This window comes from uncultured Aquimarina sp., from assembly GCF_947492405.1.
Taxonomy (GTDB): domain Bacteria; phylum Bacteroidota; class Bacteroidia; order Flavobacteriales; family Flavobacteriaceae; genus Aquimarina.
In genome coordinates this window covers 44798-69272 of the sequence record NZ_CANLMP010000007.1, presented here as the reverse complement: position 1 = coordinate 69272, position 24475 = coordinate 44798, and the positions used below count along the sequence as shown (strand labels likewise).

At 33.8% G+C, this 24475-nt stretch carries 23 protein-coding genes; 19 read left to right on the top strand and 4 right to left on the bottom strand.

Annotated features, from left to right (window positions below; genetic code table 11):
* Positions 1-150: 150 nt before the first annotated feature.
* Positions 151-420 carry a hypothetical protein gene (locus tag Q0829_RS21950; protein WP_233558491.1) on the top strand — a complete coding sequence of 90 codons (270 nt, stop codon included), beginning with the start codon at positions 151-153 and terminating at the stop codon, positions 418-420.
* A 1-nt stretch (position 421) separates the two neighbouring features.
* On the opposite strand, the gene thiL is transcribed toward Q0829_RS21950, so the two are convergent.
* Positions 422-1468, bottom strand: coding sequence for a thiamine-phosphate kinase (gene thiL / locus Q0829_RS21945; protein ID WP_298546992.1), 1047 nt, complete (start codon positions 1466-1468; stop codon positions 422-424).
* Positions 1469-1662: 194 nt separating this feature from the next.
* Between thiL and Q0829_RS21940 the strand changes: the two genes are divergently transcribed.
* From Q0829_RS21940 to sufD, 11 genes are all read left to right on the top strand, one after another.
* A complete protein-coding gene (locus tag Q0829_RS21940; RefSeq protein WP_298546990.1) occupies positions 1663-2889 on the top strand; it encodes a choice-of-anchor B family protein in 1227 nt (408 codons plus the stop codon).
* Between the two features lie 52 nt (positions 2890-2941).
* The gene (locus Q0829_RS21935) at positions 2942-4384 is read left to right on the top strand and encodes a choice-of-anchor B family protein (RefSeq protein ID WP_298546987.1); all 1443 of its coding nucleotides are present in this window, start codon (positions 2942-2944) and stop codon (positions 4382-4384) included.
* Between the two features lie 164 nt (positions 4385-4548).
* A complete protein-coding gene (locus tag Q0829_RS27630) occupies positions 4549-7038 on the top strand; it encodes a choice-of-anchor B family protein (RefSeq protein WP_366893791.1) in 2490 nt (829 codons plus the stop codon).
* Positions 7039-7052: 14 nt separating this feature from the next.
* Positions 7053-8417: a hypothetical protein gene (locus tag Q0829_RS21920; protein WP_298546985.1), complete on the top strand. Its 1365-nt coding sequence runs from the start codon at positions 7053-7055 to the stop codon at positions 8415-8417.
* A gap of 3 nt (positions 8418-8420) precedes the next feature.
* A complete protein-coding gene (locus Q0829_RS21915) occupies positions 8421-9203 on the top strand; it encodes an MbnP family protein (RefSeq protein ID WP_298546983.1) in 783 nt (260 codons plus the stop codon).
* Complete coding sequence (locus Q0829_RS21910; RefSeq protein ID WP_298546981.1) at positions 9204-10256, top strand: cytochrome c peroxidase; 1053 nt, start codon at positions 9204-9206, stop codon at positions 10254-10256.
* Positions 10257-10384: 128 nt separating this feature from the next.
* Positions 10385-10714, top strand: coding sequence for an iron-sulfur cluster assembly accessory protein (locus tag Q0829_RS21905; RefSeq protein WP_298546979.1), 330 nt, complete (start codon positions 10385-10387; stop codon positions 10712-10714).
* A 44-nt stretch (positions 10715-10758) separates the two neighbouring features.
* Positions 10759-12204 (top strand): Fe-S cluster assembly protein SufB, encoded by a 1446-nt coding sequence (sufB, locus tag Q0829_RS21900; protein WP_298546977.1) that lies wholly within the window; start codon positions 10759-10761, stop codon positions 12202-12204.
* 26 nt (positions 12205-12230) lie between these two features.
* Complete coding sequence (locus Q0829_RS21895; RefSeq protein ID WP_298546975.1) at positions 12231-12650, top strand: hypothetical protein; 420 nt, start codon at positions 12231-12233, stop codon at positions 12648-12650.
* Between the two features lie 32 nt (positions 12651-12682).
* On the top strand, positions 12683-13435 hold the full coding sequence (gene sufC, locus Q0829_RS21890) for a Fe-S cluster assembly ATPase SufC (protein ID WP_298546973.1): 753 nt from the start codon (positions 12683-12685) through the stop codon (positions 13433-13435).
* Positions 13436-13437: 2 nt separating this feature from the next.
* Positions 13438-14751 carry a Fe-S cluster assembly protein SufD gene (gene sufD, locus Q0829_RS21885; RefSeq protein WP_298546971.1) on the top strand — a complete coding sequence of 438 codons (1314 nt, stop codon included), beginning with the start codon at positions 13438-13440 and terminating at the stop codon, positions 14749-14751.
* Positions 14752-14805: 54 nt separating this feature from the next.
* Here sufD and Q0829_RS21880 read toward each other — a convergent pair whose 3' ends face one another.
* The gene (locus Q0829_RS21880) at positions 14806-16158 is read right to left on the bottom strand and encodes a serine hydrolase (RefSeq protein ID WP_298546969.1); all 1353 of its coding nucleotides are present in this window, start codon (positions 16156-16158) and stop codon (positions 14806-14808) included.
* A gap of 78 nt (positions 16159-16236) precedes the next feature.
* Here Q0829_RS21880 and Q0829_RS21875 point away from each other — a divergent pair, with 78 nt between their 5' ends.
* The 5 genes from Q0829_RS21875 to Q0829_RS21855 all read left to right on the top strand — a co-directional run bounded on the left by Q0829_RS21875 (position 16237) and on the right by Q0829_RS21855 (position 20022).
* Positions 16237-17451: a cysteine desulfurase gene (locus tag Q0829_RS21875; protein ID WP_298546967.1), complete on the top strand. Its 1215-nt coding sequence runs from the start codon at positions 16237-16239 to the stop codon at positions 17449-17451.
* Positions 17452-17545: 94 nt separating this feature from the next.
* Complete coding sequence (locus tag Q0829_RS21870) at positions 17546-17968, top strand: SufE family protein (RefSeq protein WP_298546965.1); 423 nt, start codon at positions 17546-17548, stop codon at positions 17966-17968.
* Between the two features lie 51 nt (positions 17969-18019).
* The gene (locus Q0829_RS21865; RefSeq protein WP_091406545.1) at positions 18020-18346 is read left to right on the top strand and encodes a DUF59 domain-containing protein; all 327 of its coding nucleotides are present in this window, start codon (positions 18020-18022) and stop codon (positions 18344-18346) included.
* Positions 18347-18370: 24 nt separating this feature from the next.
* Positions 18371-18880, top strand: coding sequence for a DUF2480 family protein (locus Q0829_RS21860; protein WP_298546963.1), 510 nt, complete (start codon positions 18371-18373; stop codon positions 18878-18880).
* A 194-nt stretch (positions 18881-19074) separates the two neighbouring features.
* Positions 19075-20022, top strand: coding sequence for a DUF3078 domain-containing protein (locus Q0829_RS21855; protein ID WP_298546961.1), 948 nt, complete (start codon positions 19075-19077; stop codon positions 20020-20022).
* 53 nt (positions 20023-20075) lie between these two features.
* On the opposite strand, the gene Q0829_RS21850 is transcribed toward Q0829_RS21855, so the two are convergent.
* Positions 20076-20507 carry a GNAT family N-acetyltransferase gene (locus Q0829_RS21850; RefSeq protein ID WP_298546959.1) on the bottom strand — a complete coding sequence of 144 codons (432 nt, stop codon included), beginning with the start codon at positions 20505-20507 and terminating at the stop codon, positions 20076-20078.
* Positions 20508-20679: 172 nt separating this feature from the next.
* Between Q0829_RS21850 and Q0829_RS21845 the strand changes: the two genes are divergently transcribed.
* Positions 20680-21705 carry a DUF3078 domain-containing protein gene (locus Q0829_RS21845; protein ID WP_298546957.1) on the top strand — a complete coding sequence of 342 codons (1026 nt, stop codon included), beginning with the start codon at positions 20680-20682 and terminating at the stop codon, positions 21703-21705.
* A gap of 14 nt (positions 21706-21719) precedes the next feature.
* Here Q0829_RS21845 and hflX read toward each other — a convergent pair whose 3' ends face one another.
* On the bottom strand, positions 21720-22928 hold the full coding sequence (gene hflX, locus Q0829_RS21840; protein WP_298546955.1) for a GTPase HflX: 1209 nt from the start codon (positions 22926-22928) through the stop codon (positions 21720-21722).
* 162 nt (positions 22929-23090) lie between these two features.
* On the opposite strand from hflX, the gene Q0829_RS21835 reads away from it, so the two are divergent.
* Positions 23091-24062 (top strand): endonuclease, encoded by a 972-nt coding sequence (locus Q0829_RS21835; protein WP_298546953.1) that lies wholly within the window; start codon positions 23091-23093, stop codon positions 24060-24062.
* Positions 24063-24475: the final 413 nt, after the last annotated feature.

Below are 24475 nucleotides of genomic sequence, written 5' to 3'. Positions count from 1 at the left end.
CGAAATGCATTTTTAAGGGTCAAAAACACTATAAAATACACTTTTAAGGCAAAATTTGAAGTTTTTTCAAAAATTTTTCTTACAAATTGTTGTTAATAACTAAAAAAAACTTATTATTGTATTGATAATGAACTTTTAACCCCCACAAAGATGAAGAAATCCATACCCAATTCGTCATTCTCCATATCAAAAATCTATTGTGCTTTATTCGGTCATGATTATGTTACTTCCAAGCAAGTTACACATCACATAAAAGAATACACATGTTCTCATTGTGGAGAACAAGCAACTACAAATAGCAGAGGTCGATTAGAAGTAATGACCCCAAAACTTAAAGAAATTAATGATGCATTGGCATCTGTTCACGCTAAGAAAATTGCAAGGAATAAAGGTAAAATAAGTCTTCAGACCGCTTCTTAAATTATTCTTTAATAGGATTCCACCCTTGTGCTGTTAATTGAATTTTTTCATTAGCTCTGGTAACTAATCCTATTCCACTTTTCTCATCGGTCATATGACCAATTACGGTAAGGTTAGGGTTCGCTTTAATCTTTGGAAAATCCTCTTGTTTAATAGTAAATAATAATTCATAATCCTCTCCTCCACTTAAGGCTACGGTTGTACTATTTAATTTAAACTCCTCACAAGTAGAAATAACCGCAGGATCTAGCGGTATCTTTTCTTCATATAGATTTACTCCTACTTTAGATTTTTTACACAAATGTATCACTTCGGAAGATAAACCATCACTAATGTCAATCATACTAGTTGGTTTCACCTCTAACGCTTTAAGAAGTTCTGGTATATCTTTTCGAGCTTCAGGTTTTAATTGCCGTTCTATTAAATAAGAATACTGATCTAGATCTGGCTGAGAATTAGGGTTTGCCTTATATACCTGTTTCTCTCTTTCTAATATCTGAAGTCCTAGATATGCCGCTCCTAAATCACCTGTCACTACCAATAAATCGTTTTCCCCAGCTCCATCTCGATATACCAAGCTATCTTCATCCGCGTGGCCAACAGCCGTAATACTAATCATCAATCCGGTAGTAGATGAGGTTGTATCACCTCCTATTACATCTACATTATATATTTTTGCTGCGGCTTGAATCCCAGCATATAGTTCTTCTAAGGCCTCTAACGGAAATCTATTAGATACTGCAATAGATACTGTAATTTGTGTTGCAGTCGCATTCATTGCATACACATCAGAAAGGTTTACCATGACCGATTTATAACCCAAATGTTTTAATGGAACATAGGACAAATCAAAATGTACTCCCTCAATCAATAAATCCGTAGTTAATACACATTTTTTACCTTTAAAATCTAAAACAGCAGCATCATCACCAATACCACGAATAGTAGATTCTTGTTTGATTTCAAAATTTTTGGTTAAATGATCTATTAGACCAAATTCTCCTAATTCTGATAAGGATGTTCTTGATGTATTTTTATCTTCAATCATAATTGCAAAGGTAGGGAACAAGGTGATTTCATTATATAAAGTTTTGAAAAATATTATATAATCCAATCTCTTTAGACCTTAATAATTTATTAACAATAATAAACACTAAATTAGTGTCTTCCTACTTATAGTAGGGTATTTAGTTAATAAACTGTTATATATATAAGTCTCTAATTAATATTTAATTCTGACAAATGAAAAGGTATCTTGGTATAGTAATTTGTTTTTTTACATTATTATCGATTATAAACTGCAGTAACGATGATGATCAAACTAGTGGAAATGACGGAGATGAAAATGCAAACTGCACAAACCAAGTATCTGGTGGGATTTATCCAAGTTGTGGTATTGATTTTGTCTCTTCGATATCCCTAAGTACAATGAATGCTTCGGATGGAAATGATAGTTGGGGGTGGACAGATCCAAGTGATGGTAAGGAATATGCTATTATGTGTCTTGATAATGGTACCGCTTTTATTGATATATCCACTCCTGAAGCTCCTGTATATTTAGGAAAATTACCTACTGCTACGCAAAGTAGTCAATGGAGAGATGCAAAAGTTTATCAAAATTATGCTTTTATTGTTAGTGAGGCAGCTGGTCATGGAATGCAGGTTTTTGATTTAACTAGATTGAGAAATGTTAGTAATCCACCAGAAATATTTACTGCCGACACACGATATACAGGTTTTGGTAATGCCCATAACATAGTAATTAATGAAGATACAGGTTTTGCATATGGTGTAGGAACATCCACTTTTGGCGGTGGACCACATTTCGTAAACATTCAGGATCCAATGAATCCAGTAGCAGCAGGAGGTTTTATTTCTGATGGTGGTGATGCATACAGTCATGATGCACAAGTGGTAACTTATAATGGACCAGATAGTGATTATACTGGAAGAGAAATTTTGATAGGAAGTAACCAAATAGAAATCGTAATTGCAGATATCACTGACAAAAATGCTCCTATAACTATCGCTACTATTAATTATGCTAATATCGGATATACTCATCAAGGTTGGTTTACTGAAGATCAGCGATTTTTCTTGCTAGGTGATGAACTTGATGAGGCAGATGTTGGCTTTAATACACGTACCATTGTATTTGATTTTGAAGATCTTGACAATCCAAAATTTCATATGAATTATTCAGGCTCCACATCTTCTATTGATCATAATGGGTATGTAAAGGGAAATAAATTTTATTTAGCCAATTATACAGCTGGTATTAGAATCATTGATATTTCTGATATAAGTTCTAATTCGATGCGCGAAATCAGTTTTTTTGACACCTTTCCTTCAAATAATAGTGTAGGCTTTAGTGGTGCATGGAACGTGTACCCTTATTTTGAAAGTGGAAATATTGTGATAAGTGATATAAATTCTGGATTTATATTAGTCAAAGAAAATACTCCTTAATAACACAATTATAACATAAATCATCATTTGACTCTACTTAAAAACTCAACCAATGAAAAAAATAATCCTATTTAGTTCAATTTTATCTGCATTTATTTTGCAATCCCAAACTACTTGTGAAAACGGAATGGCAGGTTCATTTCCTTGCGATAATTACGATTTAATGTCTCAGATTCCTTTATCCACAATGAATGCTAATGGAGGTAGTGATAGCTGGGGATGGACTGATACTACTACAGGAAAAGAATATGCAATAATTGGGTTGGATAATGGAACTGCTTTCATTGACATCTCAGACCCTATTAGTCCTATATATCTAGGAAAACTTCCTTCTGCTGTAGGGTCAAGTTCCTGGAGAGATGTAAAAGTATATCAAAACCATGCCTATATCGTGGCCGATTTTATATTTTCTGGAAGTCATGGAATGCAAGTTTTTGATTTGACACGATTACGAAATGTTACCAACGCTCCAGAAACATTTACAGCAGATAATAGATACACTGGTTTTAGTAATGCACACAATATTGTTATTAATGAAGATTCGGGATTTGCCTATGCTGTGGGAACGAGTAGATCTGGACCATTTGAAGGTGGACCTCTATTTATTGATATTCGGGACCCTAAAAACCCAGTCGATGCAGGCGGTTTTTTATCTACTGGAGGTGAAGCTTATAGTCACGACGCACAAGCCGTAATCTATAATGGTCCTGATACAGATTATACGGGTCGTGAAATACTGATAGGAAGTAATGAAATTGAAATAGTAATTGCTGATATTACGGATAAAGCAAATCCGGTAACCATATCTACAATTGGGTATACGGACATTGGATATGTTCATCAAGGATGGTTTACTGAAGATCAACGCTATTTTTTACTTGGAGACGAAGCAGATGAAGCTAATGTAGGTTTTAATACCAGAACCATAATTTTTGATTTTAATGATCTAGATGATCCTAAATTTCATATGAATTATACAGGTCCAACATCTGCTACTGATCACAATGGATATGTTAAAGGGGATAAATTCTATCTTTCTAGCTATAGGGCAGGTTTAAGAGTGATGGATATCTCTGATATAGCAAATAAAAATATAACTGAAATAGGATATTTTGATAGTTTTCCATCTAGTAATTCAGTAAGCCAAAATGGTGCTTGGAGCGTATATCCTTATTTCGATAGTGGAAATATTGTGATCAGTGATATTGAGTCTGGATTTTTATTGGTTAGAGAAAGTAACACTTTAAGTGTAAATGATTTTACGCAAAAAACAGCATTTACCTTATATCCAAATCCAACACAATCTGGAGTTACCATTGAAGGTATAAATACATCTGAAATAAGAAAAATAGAAATCTTTAATGTTTTAGGTAAAAAGATGCAGGAAATAACAAAATTTGATAATTCTAATAACTTAATCATCAATTTAGAATATGATCCTGGAATTTATCTCCTTAGGATAAATGATGTTACTAAGAAATTGATTATTAATTGATGTCTAATAATTGTTAAAAACGATTAAATATTGATAATAAGGTGGTTAAACCGGCGAAATAGTATGGAAAGCAAGGACTGGGTTTGGGATTATTTAGATTAATTTTGTGTAAAGCACTAGTTTTTAAGAACTAGTTCAAACTAACTACTAAATCACACAAACTCATGAAAAAACTACCCTTAGCTTTATGCTTTTTGGTATTTACCCTTATTTGCCAAAGTCAAACACCTTGCACGAATGGATTTGCAGGATCTTATCCATGTAAAGATTATGATCTTATGTCTACAATTTCACTTTCTCAAATGAACGCTAGCTCTGGAAATGATAGTTGGGGATGGACAGATTCCCAAACATCAAAAGAATATGCCATTATTTGTCTAAATAATGGTACTGCCTTTATAGATGTATCCGATCCTATCAATCCAATTTATCTAGGAAAACTTCCCACCGCCACCAGTAACAGCTTATGGAGAGATGTCAAAGTCTATAACAATCACGCTTTTATTGTAAGCGAAGCATCCGGACATGGAATGCAAGTTTTTGATCTTACCAGGTTACGCAATGTTTCCAATCCACCTGCAAATTTTTCGGCAGATACAAGATATACTCAATTTGGAAACGCGCACAATATCGTAATCAATGAAGATACTGGGTTTGCTTATATCGTAGGAGCACAAAGAGGTTCCGGACCATATAATGGAGGACCTCTCTTTATAAATATTCAAGATCCTAAAAACCCAATAAATGCTGGTGGTTTTTTGTCAGGTGGTCAAAGAGCTTATACTCATGATGCACAAGTGGTTACCTATAATGGTCCTGACTCAGATTACACAGGAAGAGAAATTCTTATAGGTAGTAATGAAATTGAAATTGTAATAGCGGATATTACCAATAAGTCTAACCCAGTAACAATTTCCACAATCCAATACTCGAATATAGGATATGTACATCAAGGTTGGTTTACTGATGATATGAGATATTTCCTTTTAGGAGATGAAACAGATGAGCAAGGAGTAGGGTTTAATACGCGGACTATTATATTTGATTTTGAAGATTTAGACAATCCACAACAACATATGATCTATAATGGACCAACAGCAGCTACGGATCATAATGGATATGTAAAAGGAGATAAGTTTTATTTAGCGAATTATCGAGCTGGATTTAGAGTTATTGATATTTCAGATATTGGAAACACTAATATTAATGAAATTGGGTATTTTGATACCTTCCCATCTAGTAATAGTGCTTCTTTTAATGGAGTTTGGAATGTATATCCTTATTTTGCAAGCGGAAATATTGTTATCAGTGATATAGAAGGAGGATTTTTCTTGGTAAGAAAAAGTGAACCTGGAGATGGCGGAGGAGGTGACTGTCCTTCGGTAGTAACTTCTTTTCCGTTCAATGAAAGTTTTGAATCTGGTTTTGGGTCTTGGCAAAATGCTACTACAGGAGATGACTTAGATTGGACTAGAGACTCAGGTGGTACGCCTTCTAATAATACTGGTCCTAGTGGGGCGGCAGATGGTAATACTTATATTTATGTAGAGGCTTCAGGAAATGGAACCGGCTTCCCAAATAAAAGAGCTATTTTGAATTCTCCTTGTTTAAATTTTACCAATCTTACTTCTCCAAGTCTTACATTTCAGTATCACATGTTAGGAAGTGCTATTAATAATCTAACAGTAGAAGCAAGAACTAATAACCAAGGCAACTGGTCATCTATTTTTAGCAGAAATGGGACTCAAGGAAGTGACTGGAATACCGAAACAATAGATTTATCCTCTTATTCAGGAGAAACAAGTGTACAATTACGGTTTAGTGTAGTAACAGGAAGTGGTTCTCAGGGGTGGCAAAGCGATATTGCCATAGATGATGTAAATATTACAGATGGCAATACTCCTCCTCCTACATGTGATAGTATCGATTTTAGAGATTTCCAGATCACTCCGTTCTCCAATCAGGACTCAGCTGGTGACTTTGTTGTAAATAATACTGGAACAACACTGTCCCTTACTAATAATACTTGGAAATATATTCCTTACAACTACGTAGTCACTCCTAATACAGTAATTGAATTTGAATTCAGAAGCTCATCTCAAGGAGAGATTCATGCTGTTGGTTTTGAAAATGATAATAGCCTAACTTCCACTAGATATTTCAAGGTACATGGTACTCAGAATTACGGTGTTACCAATTATGATAACTATTCTGGCGGTAATTTTACAACGTATGTAATACCAGTAGGAAGTTTCTATACCGGAACAATGGATCGATTGGTATTTATCAATGATAATGATAGTGGTTCTGGTAATACGTCGGATTTCTCTTCTGTAAAAATCTATGAAGGCTCCTGTGGAAGATCTAATAATGTGCAGGTAGTATCCTCTAATATCATTCCTGTTTTTGGTAATGAAGATGAAGATATTATGGCTTTAAAAATATATCCAAATCCAGTATTTGGTGAAGTCTTAGAAGTATTTTTAAATATGGATAAAACAGCATCATATGAAATTATATCTATTACCGGACAATTGATAAGTACAGGAAACGTTACAAAAACAATAGACGTCTCAAATTTGAATCCTGGAGTTTATCTTTTAAAAGTTTTTAATGATAGTAACCAAATTACCAAACGTTTAATAAAAAAATAATTTAATACTAACAAATGTGCAAATTCAAGTTCTTTAATAAATCCTTATTAACTTTTATTGTTATAAGTATTGTAGCTTGCGGTAGTGATGACAGTGCAACCCCTCTACCTCCTACCAATCCTGAAGATGGATTTCAGGGAACTGTAGAATGGGTTAAGACTTTTGGTGGTAGCGGTGAAGACGACGCTTTATCCGTAGTAGAATCCCAAGATGGAAGTTATGTTGTTTTCGGATATACTCAAAGTGTGGATGGTGATATAACGGATAAAGACGCTACTGACAGTGATTTTTGGGTTTTAAAACTTTCACCTGAAGGAACTGTCATCTGGAGCAAAACCTATGGTGGTACTGGAGATGATCGTGGACAAAGAGTTATTAAAACTAATGATGGTGGTTATGCTTTAGTAGGTTACAGCAGAAGTACCGATGGTGATGTAAGTGAAAACGCAGGACTGCAAGACTATTGGATGGTAAAAATTGATGCTTCAGGAAATTTACAATGGGAAAAATCTTTTGGATTTCCTGGTATTGATAGAGCTTTCTCCATTGTTCAAACCGCTGATAATGGTTATTTCTTGACAGGATTTCTAGATGTTACTGCTAGTAATGGTGAAGGAAATGACAATAGAAAAAAATTTGAAAAACACGGTGTTGGAGAATTTTGGGGAATTAAACTAGATGTTTCTGGAAACAAAGAATGGAGGCGTTATTTTGGAGGAACGAATAATGATAGAAGCTACGATACCGTACAGACCGAAGATGGAGGTTTTTTAATGATTGGATCCTCAGAAAGTGACGATTTTGATATTAGTGCAACTAATGGAAGTTACGACTTTTGGGTAGTTAAAATAAATACTGAAGGAACTAAAGTTTGGGAGAAATCTTACGGAGGATCTGAAATTGACGTAGGATATGCAATGGCAACATCAGGTGATGGAAAATATATTATTGTAGGAGATTCTAGAAGTAATAATGGAGATATCTCGGATCCCAAAGGAAACGCAGATCTATGGATGATTCAAATTGATGGTAACGGAAATCTTATCTGGGAAAAATCCTTAGGAGGAACAGAGTTTGACACAGCGAGAGGAATTCAGGCTACACAAGAAGGTGGTTTTATTATTACCGGTAATTCTAGAAGTAACAATGGAGATGTTGATGAAAATCAAGGTCAAAGTGATATCTGGAGTGTTCTGATTGACAATAATGGAGATGTCATCTGGGAATCTACTTTAGGTGGAAGCCTTTCAGAATTTGCAGAAGGATGTATGGAAACTCAAGATAAAAAAATCATTATTGCCGGCAGTTCTGAAAGCAATGATATAGACATACCTAATAATCAAGGAAGTAAAGACGTTATACTAATAAAATATAAATAGAAAATGAACAAGTTCACACTCATAATACTCGCTATAATAACAATAATATCGTGTAAAGACGATGATCCCAACATAGTAGAAATTGATAATACACCTAAATTTGGAACATTAAATATAAATTTCAATAATAAAGTGGTCGGGGATCTTGTTACTTTAAATACTGGATCCTACACAAATCTAAGTAATGAAACCTACACCATTTCTGAATTAAAATACATCATTAGTAATATTGTTTTGGTTAAAGAAAATGGAGATGAGTTTACTTATCCAGTTGCGAATAGTTATTTTCTGATTAATGAAGAAGTTCCTTCTAGTAAACAAGTTACACTAAGTAACATTGATGCTAGTATTTACACCAAAATTAAATTTGGGGTTGGTGTAGATCAATCTAACTATCCACTTAATGGAGTAGCCAACTTTATTCCTACTGCAGAAGAAAGTGGGATGCTTTGGTCTTGGTCCGCTGGATATAAGTTTTTGAAATTCGAAGGTTCTTTTACTCCACAAGGCGGTACGACTGGTGATTTTTTGCTACACATAGGAAGTCACGGAGAAGTTTTAGACAATTATAAGGAAGTCACCTTAGATTTATCTAGCACACTCATCATTGGAGATCAAACAACTTCTGAATTATCAATCAATGCAGACGTCTCTAAAATTTTTGACAGTACAAATACATACTCGTTAGAACAAAAAAGTGATGTTCAGGTAGATCCTGTAAATGCACCCATATTGGCAGAAAATATAAGCACCATGTTTACTACAATAAACGAAATTCCCAATTAAATGATAAAGAATATAGGTTACATAGTATTCATTCTTCTTGGAGCAGCCTGTAGCTCTGAGAAAGATGAATACGTGCCTATTGACAAAAATCCAAAATTAGAATTTTCCATTCCATCTAATTTTCCAGAACCCAGTTATAATGTAAGTCTTAATCCCCCAACGGAAAAAGGATTCGAATTAGGTAAAAAACTATTCTATGATGGCCGTTTATCTTCTGATGGTGTTATCTCCTGTGGTTTCTGTCATATTCAGGATTTTGCTTTTACACATCATACACATATCGTAAGTCATGGTGTAAACGGAGCATTAGGTACGCGCAATGCACAACCCTTACATAACTTAGCCTTTATGAAAGAGTTCACTTGGGATGGTGCTGCGATACATTTAGATTTACAACCCATAATACCTATTACTGCAGAAGTAGAAATGAATGAGTCTTTCAGTAGTATTCTTCAAAAACTTGAAGAACAACCAGAATATGTAACACTATTTGGAGAAGCATTTGAAGATCAGAAAATCAATTCTGAAAATTTACTCAAAGCACTATCACAATTTATGATTATGATGATCTCGTCTAATTCTAAATATGACAGAATTGAGAGAAACGAAGGTTCGGTTTTTACTTCTGATGAAGCAGTAGGATTTGAGCTTTTTACATCTAAATGTGCTTCCTGTCATGCAGGAACATTGTTTACCGATCAATCCTATCGTAATAACGGATTACCGGTAGATCCACAATATAACGATATAGGTAGAAATCGAGTTACCGGTTTGGTTTCTGATCTATACAAATTCAAAGTGCCTACTCTTAGAAATATTGAGTTAACCTTTCCGTATATGCATGATGGAAGATTAAAAACACTGAAAGACGTATTAGATCATTATAGCGACGGGATGATCGATTCTGAAACCTTAGACCCTGTTTTCAAAAAAACCGATGGAACTGTTGCAGGAATCCCTATGACCGAAGAAGAAAAGCAACAAATCATCTCCTTTTTAAAAACACTTACGGATGATAATTTTGTGAATGACAATCGTTTTTCTGAATTCTAAAATTCTTTTCCTTACTTCATTATAGTTTATACCTATCCTAATATATGTTAGATAAATGTTAGGTTCTGTAAATAAAACCTACATATGTAGTATATTTGCATTCAATTTAGAATTAATCTATTTATAGTATGATTAAAGTATCAGATACCGCTAAAAAGAAAGTCGTAGAATTGATGAGTGATGATGGCTATGACGCTTCTTCAGACTACGTTCGTGTAGGTGTTAAAAGCGGAGGTTGTTCAGGTTTGTCATATGACTTAAAATTTGATAAAACCCAGGAAGATGGAGACAAGGTTTTTGAAGACAACGGTGTAAAAATAATTGTAGATAAAAAAAGTTTTTTATACTTAATTGGTACTACCTTAGAATATTCCGGTGGACTTAATGGAACCGGTTTTGTTTTTAACAACCCCAACGCTAATAGAACCTGCGGTTGCGGAGAAAGTTTTTCCCTTTAAAAATTTAAAAAAAGATCCTAAACTAAAACGTAGGATTTAGTAAGATGGCATATACCGAAGACGACTTAAAAAAAGAATTAGAAACCAAAGAATACGAGTATGGATTTTATACTGATATAGAATCCGACACATTTCCTGTTGGTCTAAATGAAGATATTGTTCGTGCAATTTCCAAGAAAAAAGAGGAGCCAGAATGGATGACAGACTGGAGACTCGAGGCCTTTCGTATTTGGGAACAAATGGAAGAACCAGAATGGGCAAACGTAAACTATGAAAAGCCTAATTTTCAAGATATAGCCTATTATTCTGCTCCTAGTAGTAAACCAAAATATGATAGCCTTGATGAAGTAGATCCTGAATTATTGGATACTTTCAAAAGACTTGGGATATCTCTGGATGAACAAAAAAAATTAGCTGGAGTTGCTGTAGACATTGTTATGGACTCTGTATCTGTAGCAACAACCTTTAAAGAAACACTTGGCGAAAAAGGTATTATTTTTTGTCCAATTTCTGAAGCAATACAAGAACACCCTGAGCTTGTAAAAAAATATATCGGTTCTGTTGTTCCACAAAAAGATAATTTTTATGCAGCTTTAAACTCCGCTGTATTTAGTGATGGTTCTTTTTGTTATATTCCTAAAGGAGTAAAATGTCCGATGGAATTATCAACCTATTTCAGAATCAATCAGGCAGGTACAGGTCAATTCGAGCGTACATTGGTAATTGCTGATGAAGGCAGCTATGTAAGCTATCTCGAAGGTTGTACAGCACCATCGAGAGATGAAAATCAATTGCATGCAGCAGTGGTAGAACTTATAGCACTGGATGATGCAGAAATTAAATATTCTACCGTGCAGAACTGGTACCCTGGTAATGCCGAAGGAAAAGGTGGTGTTTTTAATTTTGTGACAAAACGTGGAATTTGCGAAAAAAATGCTAAAATCTCTTGGACACAAGTAGAAACAGGATCAGCAGTGACATGGAAATATCCTTCTTGCGTTCTTAAAGGAGATAATTCTGTAGGCGAATTTTACTCAATTGCTGTTACCAACAATTTTCAGCAAGCCGATACAGGAACTAAAATGATTCATTTAGGTAAGAATACTAAAAGTACTATTATATCTAAAGGAATTTCTGCTGGAAAATCTCAAAATAGTTATCGAGGATTAGTACAGATTAATAGTAGAGCAACCAATGCTCGTAATTTTTCTCAATGTGATTCTTTACTTATGGGCAATGAATGTGGTGCTCATACGTTTCCCTATATTGAAGCAAAGAATAAAACTGCTCAAATAGAACATGAGGCTACTACTAGTAAGATTGGAGAAGATCAAATCTTTTACTGTAACCAAAGAGGTATTGATACAGAAAAAGCAATTGCATTGATCGTTAACGGTTTTAGTAAAGAGGTGTTGAACAAACTCCCAATGGAATTTGCGGTAGAAGCTCAAAAACTTTTAGAAATTTCTCTAGAAGGTTCTGTAGGATAAAGTGTTTAACTAACAAATTCACATAAATGAAAAAACCATTTCTTATCATCATTGTAAGCCTATTAATTTTTTCTTGTAAAAACGAAAAATCAACTTCATCATCAGATTCTGATATCGAATCAAGCCTAATTCGCGGAGAATATATATTAATTGACAACGCGGGTGTTCTAAAAGGTAAGGATTTTATTTATGGAGTAATCATTGATGATATGGCTCATGAATTAGCTAAAAAAGTAAAGCCATTACAAAGAGAAGAATATGATATGGTACCTGTGGTAATTAAAGGTGTTGTAAAACCTAACACAGAAGATGGTTGGCCACAAGTCGTAGAGATAAAAGAGATTGTTGGTGTGAGTGAACCAACAGAAGAATTACCAACAAAGATAAAATCATCAGATTCATTACAAGAGTCAAGTGAAACAGGGCATGAAGGTCATAATCACTAAAAAATTATTTAAAAAAGATATAAAAACAGAAGATGTTAGAAATTAAGGATTTGCACGCTAGCGTTGAAGATAAAGAAATCTTAAAAGGTCTTAACCTACATGTAAAAGCAGGAGAGGTTCATGCGATAATGGGTCCTAATGGTGCCGGTAAAAGTACATTAGCTAGTATCGTTGCAGGAAAAGAAGAATATGAGGTGACAGAAGGTAATATCCTGTTAGACGGTGAAGATATCGAAGAGTTAGCGGCAGAAGAACGTGCTCATAAAGGAGTTTTTCTTTCGTTTCAATATCCGGTAGAGATTCCTGGTGTTACGGTAACTAATTTCATGAAAACTGCGATTAACGAAACTAGAAAAGCACAAGGTCTGGAAGAAATGCCAGCTAAGGATATGCTAAAGAAAATTCGAGAAAAATCTGAATTACTAGATATTGATCGTAAATTTTTATCTCGTTCTCTTAACCAGGGTTTTTCTGGTGGTGAGAAAAAAAGAAATGAAATATTTCAGATGGCCATGATGGAACCTAAACTGGCTATTTTGGACGAAACTGATTCTGGATTAGATATTGACGCATTACGTATTGTTGCTAATGGTGTAAATAAATTAAAAAGTAAGGACAATGCTGTTATTGTAATTACTCACTATCAACGTTTATTAGACCATATCGTACCTGATTTTGTACACGTTTTATATGATGGTAAAATAGTAAAGTCAGGAACTAAAGAATTAGCTTTAGAATTAGAAGAAAAAGGATACGATTGGATTAAAGAAGAGATAAACGCATAGTTATGGAGCTGAAAGAAAAATTAATATCTTCTTTTCTTGCTTTTGAAAATACAGTAGATGTAGATGCTCCTGTTCACGATATCAGAAGTCAAGCTATAAAAGTCTTTGAAGAAAAAGGGTTTCCTACTAAAAAAGAAGAAGCCTGGAAGTATACCTCGTTAAATGCTATTTTGAAGCATGATTACAGTATTTTTCCAAAAGAAGAAAATGCACTAGAATTTAAGGATGTAAAAAAATACTTTCTTTACGATCTAGACACTTATAAAATTGTTTTTATTGACGGTAAATATTCTTCTCACTTATCAGAAACTACCCATGACAAGATTGATGTTTGTTTAATGTCTTCGGCGCTGAGTCATGAAAAGTATAAGCCTATTATTGACAATTATTTTAATAAAATTGCTCCAGAAGACGGCCTTACTTCTTTAAATACAGCTTTCTCCAAAGAAGGAGCGTATATTTATATATCAAAGAATAAGCAGGCAGATAAACCAATACAGATTATTCATTTTTCTACAGGAAAAGAATCAACACAGCTTTTGCAGCCTCGTAACCTTATCGTAGTCGAAGAAAACTCTCACGTACAGATTATTGAACGCCATCAAAGCTTAACCGAAAACCCTGTTTTAACGAATTCAGTAACAGAAATTTTTGCGGATAAAAGAGCGTTTGTGGATTATTATAAAATTCAAAATGATAATGAAACCGCTTCATTGATTGACAATACATACATTCAGCAACAAGCGCAGAGTGTAGCATCCGTACATACATTTGCTTTTGGGGGTAATGTGACTAGAAATAATTTAAATTTCTATCAGAAAGGAGAAGGAATTGATTCTATTCTTAATGGAGTTACTATTATCGAAGGTAAACAACATGTAGATCATAACACCTTAGTGCATCACACAGAACCAAATTGCGAAAGCCATCAGGATTACAAGGGTATTTTTGACGAGAGAGCTACAGGTGTATTTAATGGTAAAATTATTGTGAATAAAGAAGCGCAAAAGACTAACGCGTTTCAGTCCAATAATAATATCTTATTAAGTGATAAAGCTACCATTAATTCTAAACCTCAATTAGAGATTTTTGCAGATGATGTAAAATGTTCTCACGGTTGTACCATTGGTCAATTAGATGAGCAAGCATTGTTTTATATGCGATCCAGAGGAATTGGTGAGAAAGAAGCGAGAGCATTATTAATGTACGCTTTTGCCAATAACGTATTAGAAAGTGTAAAAATACCTCAGCTTAAACAGCGAATCAATAAATTAATTGCCAATAAACTTGGTGTAAACATTGGATTTGATTTGTAGAAAAGAATAATCGTAATATATACTAAACCTCTTCATATATTTGTTGAGGTTTTTTTATTTAACGGCTTCCGTAATCTCTGTTATAAACCTATTAAAATCTACACCTGCATCCCCGATTAATCCAAAACGAACGATTACCAAATCTTTAGAAGGGATAATAAATACTCGCTGTCCCTGAAATCCATTAGCAGAATACATATCTCTGGGAGCATCAGGATAAAAACCTCCTGCATTCAACCAAAAATGTCCTCCATAATCTCCATCAGATGTTGCAGTTGGAGTAGTTACATAATCAACCCAATCAGGATTAAAAATCTGTTCTCCGTTCCAATTGCCTCTATGAAGGTATAACAACCCAAATTTAGCCCAATCTCTGACTGTAGCCCAGGCATATGAGGACCCCACATAGTTCCCCGCCATATCCGTTTCTATAAGCATAGAGTTCATTCCTATTTTATCAATAAATTCTCGATACGGAAAATCAAGATACTCCTGATAACTATCAAACTGTTGTCTAAGAATCCCTGATAACAAATTAGAAACACCAGATGAATAATACCAGTACTCATTAGGCTTATGAATCGCTTCTTTATAAATTTGAGGCTTCGTCATATCTTCATCTATATACAACATCGTTGTTGCATCAGAAATAGATCCATAGTCTTCATCCCATGCCAATCCACAGTTCATCTGTAACAAATTATTAATTGTTATCTCCTTTCTTTCATCATTTTCCCATTCTTTTATGGGCGCTTTTTCGTTAATATTAATCTTACCTTGCTTTTGTAATATTCCATAATTAGTAGCCAATATACTTTTAGTCATTGACCATCCTAATAGAATAGAGTTTTGATCTAATCCATCTGCGTATTTTTCTGCAATGATTTGATCTTTATGAATGACTAAAACTGCTCTTGTTTTTTTAATCTGTGCTCCTTCTGTATCAAAAACCGAATTGACAACATCATTGATTTTATCATAATCAACTGTAGTAAACACAGTATCCTTCTGGGGCAAATCTCCATAAGGAAACGGTACGTTTCTTTTTGATTTACTACGAGAGGGTTTTAAATAAGGAGCCTTTTCATCAAAATTGTCATTAATCAATACACTTCCTAGTCCTTCTCTGTAAATTGCTTTCCTTTCTTTTAATCCAAAAACAGAGGCAATTGCCGATTTCTCAGTCGTATTTACCTCATCTTCTGCTAAGTTAACCGGAGCAAAATTATTGTCATGAATATCTGTAAATTCTACGGTACGATTACCGATAAAAACAGATGAAGCCATGTTCTTAGCGGAATAGCCAGAAAGTATAGTGAGTTTAGGATAGTTCCAAAAAACTGAGATAACTATAAGCCCAATAATTCCTATGAATATATATCCTAAAATCTTTTTAAATCGTTTCATTGCGTAAAGTGTTAAATCCTTTTAAAAATAAACAATATCACTTAGAAATAGTTCCTATTTTTGCAGAAAGAAATTGATATGCTAGATGTACAAAAAATACGAGAAGATTTTCCTATTCTGAAAAGAGAAGTAAATGGAAAACCTTTGGTATATTTTGATAATGCAGCCACATCACAAACTCCACAAGTAGTGATTGATGCAATTGTAGATTATTACAGTAATTACAACGCTAACATTCATCGAGGTGTACATACGTTATCACAAGAAGCCACAGATGCGTATGAAATTGCTCGTAAAAAAGTACAATGCCATTTTAATTCGAAACACGCTCACGAAATTATTCTAACCTCTGGAACCACGCACAGTATTAATATTGTCGCTACAGGATTTACTAATTTACTAACTAAAGGAGATGAGATTATTGTTTCGGCTTTAGAGCATCATTCTAATATTGTTCCTTGGCAAATGCTATGTGAAAGAACAGGAGCCATTCTTAAAGTCATTCCGATGAATGAAGAAGGAGAGCTGTTAATGGACGTTTATGATCAACTACTTTCTGATAAAACCAAACTAGTTTTTACCAATCATATTTCTAATGCATTAGGAACAATTAATCCTATTGAAAAAATCATACAAAAAGCGCATAAGGTAGGCGCAGCTGTGCTCATCGACGGTGCTCAATCTTGTCCTCATATTAAACCTGATGTTCAGAACTTAGATGTAGATTTTTATGTGGCTTCTGCTCATAAACTTTGTGGACCTACAGGTGTTGGTTTATTATACGGAAAAGAGGAATGGCTTAATAAATTACCTCCATACCAAGGTGGTGGTGAAATGATTGATCAAGTTACTTTTGAAAAAACCACCTATGCAGGTCTTCCGCATAAGTTTGAAGCCGGAACGCCCAATATTTGTGGTGGCATCGCTTTTGGAGTTGCTCTGGACTATATGAATAGTGTTGGTTTTGATAATATTGCCGAATACGAAAATGAACTACTTGAATACGGAACCAAAAAGCTATTAGAAATTGAAGGTTTAAGAATCTATGGAACTTCTAAAAACAAAACCTCTGTTATTTCCTTTAATATAGGTACTATCCATCCATATGATATAGGTTCTATAGTTGATAAATTAGGTATTGCTGTGCGTACCGGTCATCATTGCGCGCAACCAATTATGGATTTTTATAAAATCCCCGGAACTATACGTGCTTCTTTTTCTTTTTATAATACGAAGGAAGAAATAGATACTCTTGTAGAAGCCTTAAAAAAGGCAAAAATGATGTTGAGTTAAAAAATCAAGCCATTAGTTAATACTATCTTATCATTGACAGAAAGTATTGAATAGCAAAGATTCATGTTGTACTTTTGTCAAAAATTGTAAGTATATGTCTATACAGGAACTTCAGGAGGAAATTGTTGATGAATTTAGCATGTTTGATGATTGGATGCAGCGCTATGAGTATATGATTGATCTTGGTAAATCACTTCCTCTAATTGATGAAAAATATAAAATTGATGAAAATATCATAAAAGGGTGTCAAAGTAAAGTTTGGGTACACGCAGAAATGAAAAACGACAAAATCGAATTTACTGCGGATAGCGACGCTATTATAACAAAGGGTATTATTGCTATTCTTATCAGAGTGTTTTCTGGTCAACACCCAAAGGATATTATGGATGCAGACACAGCTTTTATTGATGAAATTGGTTTAAAAGAACATTTATCGCCAACCAGAGCAAACGGATTGGTGAGTATGATCAAACAATTAAAAATGTATGCCATCGCATACCAAACACAACTAAATTAATTCGTCTTTTAATGTCAGGTTTAGCCTGTCGGAGTCGACTAAAAATATACTATGAGCGAGACTAACATAGATACTACAGAACTTGGTGAAAAAATTGTACGAGTACTAAAAACAATTTATGATCCAGAAATTCCGGTGGATATATACGAACTAGGATTGATATATGACGTTTTTGTAAATGAGGACTATGATGTGAAAATTCTTATGACACTTACATCCCCTAATTGTCCAGTTGCAGAATCATTACCAGAAGAGGTTAAGGAAAAAGTAAAATCTTTGGATGCTGTAAATGATGTAGAGCTCGAACTTACTTTTGAGCCAACCTGGACACAAGATCTAATGAGCGAAGAAGCAAAGTTAGAATTAGGCATGCTTTAAAAAAACATATATCTATATCAACAAATGGCAGAAGAAATTATCAATAGAGTCGCTAATAACAAAAATCTAATCACCTTTGATTTAGAGGAGTATTACCCGAATGGGGAGCGTGTATTGTTTGATATAAAAGATTGGCTTTATGAAGGTTTTATACTGCGTGAAAAAGATTTCAGAAAGCACGTTTCTGATCATGACTGGAGTCAGTATCAGAATAAATATGTCGCTCTAAGTTGTTCTACAGATGCTATTATTCCTGGTTGGGCTTACTTATTATTGACAAGCTCATTAATGCCGTTTGCTAAAAAAGTAGCTGTTGGATCATTAGAAAACCTGGAAACCATTCTCTATACCAGTATTATCAATGCACTTGATGTTTCAGAATATCAAGACAAACTTCTTATAATAAAAGGGTGTTCTAATAAACCTGTTCCCGAAAGTGCATATATAGAACTCATCCAAAAACTACAACCTGTTGCTAAAAGCATCATGTACGGAGAAGCTTGCTCCTCAGTCCCCCTGTTTAAGAGAAAATAGCTCATTTCATCCCATAAAGCTGTTTTTTATCGAAAATCTACTTCACAACTACATCGTTTTACAACGAAAAACGTTACTTCAAGTATATTTGTCAACGCAAAATTTTACATAAATCTTGAACTTGTTTTTATAAAAGTATTTTTATTATAACGTTCTTTTGGTATATAAAAACAAACTACTTAAAACTATTAATTATGAAAAAAATCGTATTCACATTTATCCTTCTATTGGCTGGTATCCATGTTGGTCTTGCACAAACAGAAGAAGAATTGAAAACAAAATTATCTGCAAAAAAGGACTCTATTGCTGCAATACAAGGAAGAGCTAATGCTATCCAGTCGCAAATTGATGCTTTGCCAGGGTGGAAAATTGGTGCTTTTGGTACAATTGGAGGAAGTATTTCTGGGTTTAATAACTGGTTCTCTCAGGGTATTCCTAACAACGATGCAGGAACAATTGGTATTACAGTAAATGCTTACGCTAATTTATTACAAGAAAAATATTTTTGGAGAAATAGTGCTAACGTTAACCTTGCTTGGGTGAAATTGGATGATAAAGATGATCCAACAGATGATGATAGTTTCAGAGAATCAACAGATGTATTTAATATTACTTCGTTATTCGGTTACAAGATTACTAAAACATTAGCTGTTTCGACATTAGGAGAATATAGAACTTCTGTATTAAATAACTTCAACGACCCAGGATACTTAGATCTTGGTGTGGGTATTACCTGGACTCCTATAAACAACTTAGTCGTAGTCGTACATCCTCTTAACTACAATTTTGTATTTAGTGAAGGAGCTGCAGAATATGAATCTTCTTTAGGTGCAAAAATAGTTGCAGACTATACTCGTAAAATCGGAGCCATCAACTTTAAAACTAATCTTTCTGCTTTCTTAAGCTATGAAGATGGTGATTATTCTAACTGGACTTGGACAAACTCTTTTTCTTATACTTTATGGAAAGCTATTGGTGTTGGATTTGATTTTGGGCTTAGAGGAAACAAACAAGAAGCATTTAATTATGCTTTAGGGCAAGCAGCTATAGCTGTTCCTCCTCCAACTGTAACCCCTACATTAGAAAACACAGATAATGAATTACAATCTTTCTGGAATCTTGGATTGAGCTATTCTTTCTAAGTAGAAAATTTTTATTGCAAAAAGAGGCATTTAGATATCTAGATGCCTCTTTTTTATTTCTTAAGCTCCAAATGAAACTCATATTGATCTTCATCATAAATGTCAAAACCATTTCGTTCATATAAATATCTCGCAGGGTTTTCTTTTAGAACTTTCAATAGTATGTTTTTATTGAGAGACTCAGATAGTTTTATTACATAGTTAAGGAGATAGTTGCCAATCCCTTTTCCCTGATATTTCGGTAGTATCTGAAACTGAAGTATTTCTATAGAATCTTTGGTTTCTATACATTTTAATAGACCTACTCTTTCATCCAATTGTTTTATTATATATGCTGCATTAAAATGGATTTTTACTCTAGATAAGTGTTGATCATCCGATAAATGCAGTCCTGCTTTTTCTAGATATTCAACCATCGTTAATTTTCTCAATTTTACTAGAAATAACATGTCTGAATCTTTTGCCTTGACTAATTTTATATTCATCTTCTTTTTCGTGATATAATTTTATTCATGGTTTATACTATTTTTCAAAAATCAAAGTTCTTTTAAATACAACAATCACTCTTCATTAAATAACTATTTCGGCTCAATTTAGCCATATTTGAAAAAGCTGTGTACATAAAGTATATTTGTGCACAAATCCATTATTTATACTATGCGAAAGATTGTTGTGTTTATTTTTTTATTCATTTCTATGTCCGAATTAATTGGTCAAGAAAAGAAGGAAATAAAACAACTGGACTCTATTCAGGTTCTTTTAGCGAGGTCTTTAGATAGTTTACTAAAAGATACGCCAAAAGAGCTTAATGTCATTGTATTAAAAGATCTTTTAAAAAAATTAAACCCTAAACCTGTTAAAAAGCCACATATAGGATGGAAATCTTTTGGGAAGTTTTCCTTTTTTTTTAATCAATCTGCTTTTAACTATGATTGGCAAGGTGGTGGAACCTCTAATATTGCCGGTAACACTACTCTTAATTATGAATTTAACTATAAAAAAAATAGCTTAACTTGGGATAATAAAGTTTTAGCAGATTATGGCCTAACGTTTTTAAAAGGAGAGAACTTTGCTCGCAAAACCAATGACAGGATAGAACTAAATTCTAGATTAGGACAACGAATCGGTGAGAGTTTATGGAACTATTCGTTATTTGTTAACTTTAGGTCTCAGTTCGCCAAAGGATATAGCTTTAGTAAAGATCCTGATACTGATGAAACGATTAGAACCGAAGAAACTCATTTCTTTTCTCCTGCTTTTATACAAATTGGTCCTGGTATTTTATGGAAAAAAAGTGATGATTTTAATGTCAATATCGCTCCCGTAACTTCTCGTATGATTTTTGTTGATAATCAGTTTACAAGCATTCCTGATTATGAGGATGGTGACTATTTTGGAGTAGATGAAGGTAGGAGTTCTCGATTTGAATTTGGTGGATCTTTATCAGCATATATCAAGTTTCAGATACTAAAAAATATTACCATGGAAAACATTCTTAATCTATACTCCAATTATATAGAAGATCCTTATAACGTAGATATTGATTATACATTAAACTTAAACCTCGTTGTAAATAAGTACATTTCCGGAAGTTTTGTCTTTCAGGCAATCTATGACGATAATGCTACCAGTGGCTTCCAAATCCGAGAAGTTCTGGGACTTGGACTTAATTACGAGTTTTAAAACCTTAACCTCTTCTACTCCTCTACAAACTCCGGATATAAAAAGTTGTTATAAGGAAAACGTGTTACGTGTATATCTCTTACTTCTTTGTATACTCTTTTTCTAAATGCATCAATATTTTCCTTATTAATAGCAGATATGAATAAGGCATTATCTCCTATCCTACTCATCCAGGTTTGCTTCCACTCGTCAAGCGTATAATGGAATTTCGTCCTTTCAGTTGTTAGATCATCTTCATCAATGGTTTCATGTTTATAGGCATCAATTTTATTAAAAACCATAATAACCGGTTTATCAACACTATCAATTTCGTTAAGAATTTTATTTACAGAATCGATATGATCTTCAAACTGAGGATGTGATATGTCCACTACGTGTAGTAATAAATCGGCTTCTCTTACCTCATCTAATGTACTTTTAAAACTTTCTACTAATTGCGTTGGCAACTTTCTTATAAAACCTACCGTATCACTCAGCAAAAAAGGAAGATTACCAATGACTACCTTTCTTACCGTAGTATCAAGTGTTGCAAAAAGCTTATTCTCAGCAAACACATCACTTTTAGCAATAACATTCATTAAAGTGGACTTACCAACATTGGTGTATCCTACTAACGCTACTCGAACCAATTTTCCTCGATTGCCTCGTTGAGTGGCCATCTGTTTATCGATCGTTAGTAATTTTTTCTTTAATAAAGAAATACGGTCTCTTACAATACGACGGTCAGTCTCAATCTCTGTTTCACCGGGACCACGCATACCAATACCACCTCGCTGTCGCTCTAAGTGAGTCCATAGTCCTGTTAGTCTTGGTAAATAATATTGACATTGCGCCAACTCTACCTGCGTTCTTGCATAACTTGTTTGAGCCCGTTGTGCAAAAATATCGAGAATCAGATTGGTTCTATCAATGATCTTAGCTTTTAGGATACGCTCAATATTACGTTGCTGTCCAGGTGTTAATTCATCATCAAAAACTACTGTTCCAATATCGTGCTGTTCTACATATGTCAGCACTTCTTCCATTTTACCAGATCCGATAAATGTTTTAGGATTGGGTACATCCATTTTTTGGGTAAACCGTTTTACCACTTCTCCTCCGGCTGTATAGGTAAGGAATTCTAATTCATCTAAAAATTCAGTTAACTTATCTTGATCCTGATTTTTGGTAATAATTCCTATTAAAACTGCTTTTTCGTATATTGTTTTTTCCTTTTCTATCATTATCTATTCCTTCTTCAAGCTTATTTTATTATTAATTCAAAAAGAAAACAAATCTCGTTCTATAACAGAGCGGTTTGCTCTTTTCTCTAATTAATACACAAAGGTACAATATTGTGTGCATTTGAATTTGTACATTAGATGTTTACAACAAATTTTTATTGAATGTCTTCAAAGCTTTATTTTAAAAAGAAACATACAAACCTACATACAGTTGCTTTTTACAACTTAGAAAACCTTTTTGATACTAAGGATGATCCTCATACTTTAGATGATGATTTTTTACCAGATTCAGAAAAACGATGGAATAAAAAAAGGTATGAAAAGAAAATATTTAAATTAGGAACTGCTATTTCTAATATTGGATTTGCTAAAACAGGTAAAGCTCCAGTTATTTTAGGCGTGGCTGAAGTAGAAAATAAGGCTGTTTTAGAAGATCTTATCAAAACAAAGCACTTGGTTAACAAAAACTACGGAGTCGTCCACCACGAGTCTCCAGATGAACGAGGAATTGATGTGGGACTTATTTATCAAAAAGAAAGTTTCACTGTTTTAAATTCAGAAAGTGTTCAGGTGCTGGTTAATAACGAATATGGCGAAAGGGATTTTACCCGTGATATTTTATGGGTAACCGGAAAATTACACAATGAAGAGATTCATCTTTTAGTTAATCACTGGCCTTCTCGTAGAGATGGAGCAGCCTCAACGTCATACAAACGTATTGCTGCAGCTACTAAAAATAGAGAAATCATTGACCAAATTATGGAAAAAGATCCCGAAGCAAAAATCATTGTAATGGGTGACTTTAATGATGATTCTAATGACGAAAGTGTAAGAAAACATTTGGTATCTCATGATTTTTATAACCCTATGGAAAGATTGCACACTCGTTATCGAGGAACACTTAACTATAAAAGTCAATGGAATTTATTCGACCAGATTATTTTTAGCAACAATTTTCATAAATATCAAAAAGGTTCTCATAGCTTTTCTGAGGCTAATATTTTCGATGATAGTTTTTTAAAAATCTATAAAGGCAGATACAAAGGAAATCCTTTTAGAACCTACGCCGGAAGAAAATACAAAGGAGGATATAGTGACCATTTTCCGGTATATGTTTGTCTAAAACATAATTAAGCACTTCATTCTTTATACAAATACGTGCTTACCATAGAAAAAAGCCCACTAAATACCTTTTTCTAATAAAGGGATTCCACTACAGAAGTGTGGGGTATACGACCCTTTTTACTTTGACAATAAACCCTTAAGAAAACAGTAAAACTCTGTTTATCAGGTTTTTATTTTGCGGAAATTTCCGCAAAATAATTTTTCTCTTTTGTCGGTTTCAAGCCCTATCATACTTTTGATTAAGAATCTATAAGGATACTCTTATAGTTCTAATTTCACTCGTATGATACGACTGATTATAAAGATCAACCATCTATTGGATTAGAAACAAAATTGGCGCCAAAACTAGTTTCTTCATACATAATCTAACTATTCTACACCGTGAAAATCAGGATACATTAGTGTCCTAAAACTAAACATAT

What these genes read in the sequence shown, in the direction of transcription:
- Q0829_RS21950 (WP_233558491.1), top strand. Translation starts at nt 151, where the DNA reads ATGAAGAAATCCATACCCAATTCGTCATTCTCCATATCAAAAATCTAT.
- thiL (WP_298546992.1), bottom strand. Translation starts at nt 1,468, where the DNA reads ATGATTGAAGATAAAAATACATCAAGAACATCCTTATCAGAATTAGGA.
- Q0829_RS21940 (WP_298546990.1), top strand. Translation starts at nt 1,663, where the DNA reads ATGAAAAGGTATCTTGGTATAGTAATTTGTTTTTTTACATTATTATCG.
- Q0829_RS21935 (WP_298546987.1), top strand. Translation starts at nt 2,942, where the DNA reads ATGAAAAAAATAATCCTATTTAGTTCAATTTTATCTGCATTTATTTTG.
- Q0829_RS27630 (WP_366893791.1), top strand. Translation starts at nt 4,549, where the DNA reads ATGAAAAAACTACCCTTAGCTTTATGCTTTTTGGTATTTACCCTTATT.
- Q0829_RS21920 (WP_298546985.1), top strand. Translation starts at nt 7,053, where the DNA reads ATGTGCAAATTCAAGTTCTTTAATAAATCCTTATTAACTTTTATTGTT.
- Q0829_RS21915 (WP_298546983.1), top strand. Translation starts at nt 8,421, where the DNA reads ATGAACAAGTTCACACTCATAATACTCGCTATAATAACAATAATATCG.
- Q0829_RS21910 (WP_298546981.1), top strand. Translation starts at nt 9,204, where the DNA reads ATGATAAAGAATATAGGTTACATAGTATTCATTCTTCTTGGAGCAGCC.
- Q0829_RS21905 (WP_298546979.1), top strand. Translation starts at nt 10,385, where the DNA reads ATGATTAAAGTATCAGATACCGCTAAAAAGAAAGTCGTAGAATTGATG.
- sufB (WP_298546977.1), top strand. Translation starts at nt 10,759, where the DNA reads ATGGCATATACCGAAGACGACTTAAAAAAAGAATTAGAAACCAAAGAA.
- Q0829_RS21895 (WP_298546975.1), top strand. Translation starts at nt 12,231, where the DNA reads ATGAAAAAACCATTTCTTATCATCATTGTAAGCCTATTAATTTTTTCT.
- sufC (WP_298546973.1), top strand. Translation starts at nt 12,683, where the DNA reads ATGTTAGAAATTAAGGATTTGCACGCTAGCGTTGAAGATAAAGAAATC.
- sufD (WP_298546971.1), top strand. Translation starts at nt 13,438, where the DNA reads ATGGAGCTGAAAGAAAAATTAATATCTTCTTTTCTTGCTTTTGAAAAT.
- Q0829_RS21880 (WP_298546969.1), bottom strand. Translation starts at nt 16,158, where the DNA reads ATGAAACGATTTAAAAAGATTTTAGGATATATATTCATAGGAATTATT.
- Q0829_RS21875 (WP_298546967.1), top strand. Translation starts at nt 16,237, where the DNA reads ATGCTAGATGTACAAAAAATACGAGAAGATTTTCCTATTCTGAAAAGA.
- Q0829_RS21870 (WP_298546965.1), top strand. Translation starts at nt 17,546, where the DNA reads ATGTCTATACAGGAACTTCAGGAGGAAATTGTTGATGAATTTAGCATG.
- Q0829_RS21865 (WP_091406545.1), top strand. Translation starts at nt 18,020, where the DNA reads ATGAGCGAGACTAACATAGATACTACAGAACTTGGTGAAAAAATTGTA.
- Q0829_RS21860 (WP_298546963.1), top strand. Translation starts at nt 18,371, where the DNA reads ATGGCAGAAGAAATTATCAATAGAGTCGCTAATAACAAAAATCTAATC.
- Q0829_RS21855 (WP_298546961.1), top strand. Translation starts at nt 19,075, where the DNA reads ATGAAAAAAATCGTATTCACATTTATCCTTCTATTGGCTGGTATCCAT.
- Q0829_RS21850 (WP_298546959.1), bottom strand. Translation starts at nt 20,507, where the DNA reads ATGAATATAAAATTAGTCAAGGCAAAAGATTCAGACATGTTATTTCTA.
- Q0829_RS21845 (WP_298546957.1), top strand. Translation starts at nt 20,680, where the DNA reads ATGCGAAAGATTGTTGTGTTTATTTTTTTATTCATTTCTATGTCCGAA.
- hflX (WP_298546955.1), bottom strand. Translation starts at nt 22,928, where the DNA reads ATGATAGAAAAGGAAAAAACAATATACGAAAAAGCAGTTTTAATAGGA.
- Q0829_RS21835 (WP_298546953.1), top strand. Translation starts at nt 23,091, where the DNA reads ATGTCTTCAAAGCTTTATTTTAAAAAGAAACATACAAACCTACATACA.